The organism is New Jersey aster yellows phytoplasma, from assembly GCF_002554195.1.
Lineage (GTDB): Bacteria > Bacillota_I > Bacilli_A > Acholeplasmatales > Acholeplasmataceae > Phytoplasma.
This window is the reverse complement of sequence record NZ_MAPF01000051.1, coordinates 1-4,642: the sequence shown is the minus strand read 5'-3', so window position 1 is coordinate 4,642 and position 4,642 is coordinate 1. Positions and strand designations below refer to the sequence as shown.

Below are 4,642 nucleotides of genomic sequence, written 5' to 3'. Positions count from 1 at the left end.
TATATTCAATAAGGAATATCGTGGTCGAATAGTCATATTAAATCTTTTAAAAAATTTATTTATATGAAAACGTTCTGTACAAAATCGTACTTTATATTATGATGTTGAATAAAAAAAAGAATAAAAGAAAGGAACTAATATGAAATTAAAACAAATTTATTTAAATTTGTTAGTTGTATGTGGTTTTGCCATTTTAGGTTTATGGATTTATGGTTTTTTTTAAAAAATTATAACAATAATAATTTATTTCAAAATAATCATCCGTCAACCAATCAAAACAAATCTTTTGAAGAAATATCAAAATATCTCAAAGAGTTAAAAAAAACTAGCGAAGCTAAAATTAATGAAAATAACCAAAGAAATCAACAAATAGAACATTTAACTCAACAAATTAAATTAAATTTAGAGTTAATGAATGATTTTAATATTGAACTTAAAAAATTAACAACCACCAAAGAAGATAAAGAAAACAACCTCCAAAATAAAGACTTAAAAGAAGAAGAAAAGCACCAATTACAAGAAGAAATTATTTCTTTAAACAAAAAAATACAAGAAATTAAGGAAAAAAAGAACCAATTCATAAACAAACTTTGGAATTAATAGAACAAAAAAACAAATTATTAACTACAAAATCAAAATCTCAAGAACAAATTCAAAACAACAAACTTCTCAAATTATCAAAACTAGCAATAATTTATTTATTACCAAAGAACTTCAAGGCTTACAAGAAGCGATGGCTTTGAATGACGCTAATAAGAATATCATTAAAGACTTAATGATTCAAAACAAAGACAATACTGAAGAATTCCAAAAATTAAAAAGTTATGATTTGTTCTTAGATGGTCAATTAATACATTTTGACAAACAAATTAAACAATTACAAGAAGAAATCAAATCTTTGCAAAACAATATTTCTTATCACTCCCCCAAACAGAAAGTTATGTTTTCTGATATATACGGCATGAAACAAGAAAAAGAAGAATTAGAAGATTTAATTGAATATTTTCAAGATGATGGTCCCGATATTGTTAATTTTTATAAAGTAACTCCTAGTGGATATTTACTATATGGACCCCCAGGAACAGGAAAAAGTTTTTTGATTGAAGCTTTATGTAATGAATTAGGTACACACTATATTGTATTAGAACCATCAAGATTTGAAAAGACTTATGTTGGTGAAGGTAATGAAGAATTAGAGAAAATATGGCAAGAAGCGGAATCACACAAAAAAACCATTATCTTTATTGATGAAATTAGTGGACTAGCTAATCGGGAAGATAATCAATCTAACAAAACAAGTATCAATATTGTTAATAATTTATTAACTAAATTAGATGGGTTTAAAAGAAGCGATAAAAAAATTGTCTTAATGGGAGCTACCAATCATTTAGATAAAATTGATAGCGCTTTAAGAAGTAGATTTAGCAAAGAAATTAAAATTGATTTATTAAAAGATGATGAAATTGAAGGTTTTTTACAATTTTTAGTAACTGATTATAAAATTATTTATCAAACATATATTCATTTAAAAGAAATTGCTAACAAATGTAAAGGCAAAACAATTTCTACCAGAGATTTAAGAGAAAAAATAATTGAAAGTGCTTTTATTAAAGCCAAAAAATACAAACGCAAAAACCCTAAACACGAAGTTATATTGCCTTCAGACTTAGATGAAGCTATTAATACTTTCCAAAACATTAAACTTTCTGACACTGAAAAAGAAAATAGAAGAAAAGAGTGTGAAGAACAATATGTAGAATGGAAGGAAGGATTATTAAAATACTTAACTCCCTCTAAAGATAATACTCAAGTAAACAGAAAATACATCTTCTATGGACTAAATGGACTAGGCAAAGGTCAACACCAAGAATATGAACCAACTGACCTCGCCACATTCTGCAAAACCCCATTCAATGAATGGCATATCCTAAGTCTCGAATTCACCCCAGGACAATATTTCAATTTTTTCCACACAAAAAACAAATACAAAGACTCACAATTTTACCCTCATAGTCCTATTGTATCCCCATCAAATCACTACATAGAACTCAACTACAAAGGCCCCAAATACCTCCTCGAAGAAGATAAAGACTTTTTCATGGATGAAGTTAATTGCCCTACAAACAAAAAAGATGAAGATAATCATATTATATGTAAAACCTACTATCTCCACTTCAACCCAGTAAAACAATACCTCACCCTTTATACTAAGAAATTTAACACTAAAGAAAATATAAATAAATAAAATAAGGAGAACTTGAAAAATGCAAGAATTAAAACAATATTTTAAAATATTGTTTTAATTAATCAGTATTTTTATTTCCATGGGTATTACTTTTTATTTTGCTAATCATAATAATTTAAAAGAACATTTCAATTCAAAAAGTTAATATTTAAAAGACAACATCAATAGAGTTGAAAAGAAAGTAGTTGAATTCAAACAAGAAACCTCAAAGCAATTTTTAAAAAATTAATGAAAATATAGATAAATTAGAGAAAATTATAATAAATCAAAATAAAACCTATAAAGAAAGCGAGTAAAAAATAATATGGCAAAAAAATCCCAATCTAAACCACCAACTAAACCCAATATAAAAAAATCAAAAATAAATCAACCTCAAAGAAAAAAAATACAAAGTCATCTATAATCAAAAAACCTTCAAAACAAATTGCCCAAAGCAATCTACAACCTACAAAAATAATTGTAGAAACACAACAAAAGCAAGCTAATTGGTTTGTAAAAATTATTAAATCATCAATAACTGCAATCATTATTTTATTACCAATCATACTAATCGGTGGGGCATTATGGCTTATCATTTCTAAATTCTTCCCTGAAGTAGCAGCCCAATTTGGTGAAGGAGCTACAAAAATTTGGGTTTTTATCAAAGATACATGTCATAATTTAGATGATAAAACTAAAGAATGGTTAGAAAAAATAGGTATTAATCCTAAATATTCTTCTAATGTTTCAAAAGCTTTATGGTTTATTGGCGGTTTTCTACTTGCAGGTGCATGTTTTTTCATCTCTGGTATAGGACCATTTTTAGGAAAAGTAGTTTTGTTTAGTGCTATTGCTTTTTTAGCAACAGTTTTATTAACAGATAAAACACCCCCCAAAGCTAAAACTCTACCCCCAAATTTAGTAGAAGTTTATGATTTAGATGCTATTAAAGCAACAGAAGAAGCAAAACTAAAAAAAGAGTTAACAGAATATGCAGCAAAACTTTCTCAAGAAGGAAAATCATCAGAAGAAATTAAACAAAAAATTAACCAAAGAATTAAAAAAACAACTGAATTAAGGGTTTCTAAACAAACCTCTCAATAACAAATAGAAAAAATAATTTAACAAATAAACATAAAAACAAAAAGATTTTAGAAACCGAAAAGGGATATTTAAACATTAACCTTCGAGCCCAACAACTAGAAAAATTATACCTTGAAGGAAAAATAATTGAATTACAATCCCAACTTAAATCTAAAGAACAAATTTTGTCTCTAAAATTGTTCTTTAAGACTTCCAAATAAGTAGATAATTTCATATCTTTTCAAACTAAGGAAATATTTTTTTTAAATATTTTAACCTTACACTATATATTTAAGTAAAAAAAGTTAAAAACCCCTAAAAAAATGAAAACATAATTATTTTTTTACGTAATTATGTTATTTTGATTAAAAAAATGCGTAAAAAGATAACCTTTTTCAAGGTTGAAAATTTGAAATAAAAAATTATTATCTAAAATTTAGGGAATATTGAGTTGGTGATGAATAATTTAATTTAGCTAAAAACCATTGATTGTTCTAAAATTTATGGAAATAATTGATTATTTTTTTAACTTTTCGGTTGATTTTTGAAATAAAAAAAGGATGTTGATGTTGTAAGATAGTTTTCATTTGACCAAAAAAGTTTTCAATTACACCGTTATCATGTGGAGTATCTTTTCTTGACATGCTGATTAAAAAACCTTTTTTTAGTTAGTGTTTGTTGGACTTTTTGCGATTGATAAAATGTTCCTTGGTCGGAATGAATAATACAAGGTTCTTTTAATGGAGGTATTTTTTTGATGGCGTTTAAAACCAATTTTTTATTTTGATGTTTTGAAGTTTGGTAAGAGATGATTTGGTTGTTAAAAGAATCAACAATACAAGAAAAATATAAAAATCCTTGGGGAGTTTTTTAAATAAGTAATATTGGTTAATAATTTTTGTAAAGGGGATGTTGATAAAAAGTCTTTATTTATTAAATTGTCTACTACTTTTAATTTAGTTTTTAAATTATTTTTAAAATAACATTTATTTTTTTAATTCTTAAACGACAAAAAATACCGTTTTCTTTCATAATAGTATAAATTTTTTTCTTGGTAATGTTTTCGTTAAAAGTTTTTTGGTATAAATCAGTGATTTTACGATGACAGTAAAAATATTTTTGGTGTAAACATAAAGCTTTAATGCGATTTTGTTGTAATAAGTATTTTTCTTTTTTTGTCTTTTATTTTATTTTCGACTTTAAACCAATAATAATAATCGCTTCTTTTGATTTTGATAGTTTTTAAAATGTTTTTTTAAATTTAGTATTTTATTGAATTGTTTAACCAATTCAAAAACTGTTTTTTTATCATTTTTTGTTTTTTTCATTAGAGTT

Annotated in this window: 5 protein-coding genes and 1 pseudogene; 3 read left to right on the top strand and 3 right to left on the bottom strand. The window is 25.1% G+C overall.

The window, feature by feature from the left end:
- Window positions 1-201: 201 nt before the first annotated feature.
- Window positions 202-600, top strand: a complete 399-nt coding sequence (locus tag BBA70_RS03805; RefSeq protein WP_308495566.1) for a hypothetical protein — start codon at window positions 202-204, stop codon at window positions 598-600.
- Window positions 601-733: 133 nt separating this feature from the next.
- Window positions 734-2,245: an AAA family ATPase gene (locus tag BBA70_RS02115; RefSeq protein WP_308495565.1), complete on the top strand. Its 1,512-nt coding sequence runs from the start codon at window positions 734-736 to the stop codon at window positions 2,243-2,245.
- A gap of 335 nt (window positions 2,246-2,580) precedes the next feature.
- Here BBA70_RS02115 and BBA70_RS02110 read toward each other — a convergent pair whose 3' ends face one another.
- Both BBA70_RS02110 and BBA70_RS03680 read right to left on the bottom strand, forming a co-directional pair.
- Window positions 2,581-2,889, bottom strand: a complete 309-nt coding sequence (locus BBA70_RS02110; RefSeq protein ID WP_252861573.1) for a hypothetical protein — start codon at window positions 2,887-2,889, stop codon at window positions 2,581-2,583.
- A 9-nt stretch (window positions 2,890-2,898) separates the two neighbouring features.
- Window positions 2,899-3,027, bottom strand: a complete 129-nt coding sequence (locus BBA70_RS03680) for a hypothetical protein (RefSeq protein ID WP_290124282.1) — start codon at window positions 3,025-3,027, stop codon at window positions 2,899-2,901.
- A 34-nt stretch (window positions 3,028-3,061) separates the two neighbouring features.
- Here BBA70_RS03680 and BBA70_RS02105 point away from each other — a divergent pair, with 34 nt between their 5' ends.
- The gene (locus tag BBA70_RS02105) at window positions 3,062-3,328 is read left to right on the top strand and encodes a hypothetical protein (protein WP_252861572.1); all 267 of its coding nucleotides are present in this window, start codon (window positions 3,062-3,064) and stop codon (window positions 3,326-3,328) included.
- Between the two features lie 404 nt (window positions 3,329-3,732).
- Here the strand turns inward: BBA70_RS02105 and BBA70_RS02100 are convergent.
- A pseudogene (locus BBA70_RS02100) lies at window positions 3,733-4,635 on the bottom strand (IS3 family transposase).
- Window positions 4,636-4,642: the final 7 nt, after the last annotated feature.

What these genes read in the sequence shown, in the direction of transcription:
- BBA70_RS03805 (WP_308495566.1), top strand. Translation starts at nt 202, where the DNA reads ATGGATTTATGGTTTTTTTTAAAAAATTATAACAATAATAATTTATTT.
- BBA70_RS02115 (WP_308495565.1), top strand. Translation starts at nt 734, where the DNA reads ATGGCTTTGAATGACGCTAATAAGAATATCATTAAAGACTTAATGATT.
- BBA70_RS03680 (WP_290124282.1), bottom strand. Translation starts at nt 3,027, where the DNA reads ATGAAAAAACATGCACCTGCAAGTAGAAAACCGCCAATAAACCATAAA.